Origin of the sequence: Proteiniphilum sp. X52 (assembly GCF_003712195.1) — a bacterium.
GTDB lineage: Bacteria > Bacteroidota > Bacteroidia > Bacteroidales > Dysgonomonadaceae > Proteiniphilum.
Genome location: NZ_RDSD01000089.1, coordinates 1 through 394 on the forward strand (window position 1 = coordinate 1; position 394 = coordinate 394).

The following is a 394-nucleotide window of genomic DNA, read 5'->3' on the forward strand; positions in this document are numbered from 1 at the left end:
ATATTCTAGCGGGAAGATAACCAAAGAAAACATCAATAAAAGAGGGTATGACAAGTTTCTGGAACTCTCTAACAACGTGGAGGTGGTCATCAATCGGGAGATGATAAAGGGTATAAGGAGTTGGAAAGAATACTTAGGTTGAGCAAAATTGACCCATAAGAAAGAGATCATCGTGAAGTTAACCAACCTATCGGAAGAAAACAAAGAGATACGGATCAGCTTGGAGGGTTTACACCGCGGGATGAAGATACAACCGCGAGCGCAGGCGGTCCTGTTGAAGGGGGAAGCGGACCAAGAAAACAGGCTGGATGATCCCTATGCCATTGTACCTGTCGACTCTTCCGTTTCTGTCAACGGAACGGTATTGCAAACGACAGCAGAAGCCGGTTCATTC

Annotated in this window: 1 pseudogene; it reads left to right on the top strand. The window is 45.7% G+C overall.

The features are described 5' to 3' along the window. Nucleotides 1–148 precede the first annotated feature (148 nt). Nucleotides 149–394, top strand: a pseudogene (locus D7D25_RS17770) (alpha-L-arabinofuranosidase); the annotation flags it as partial.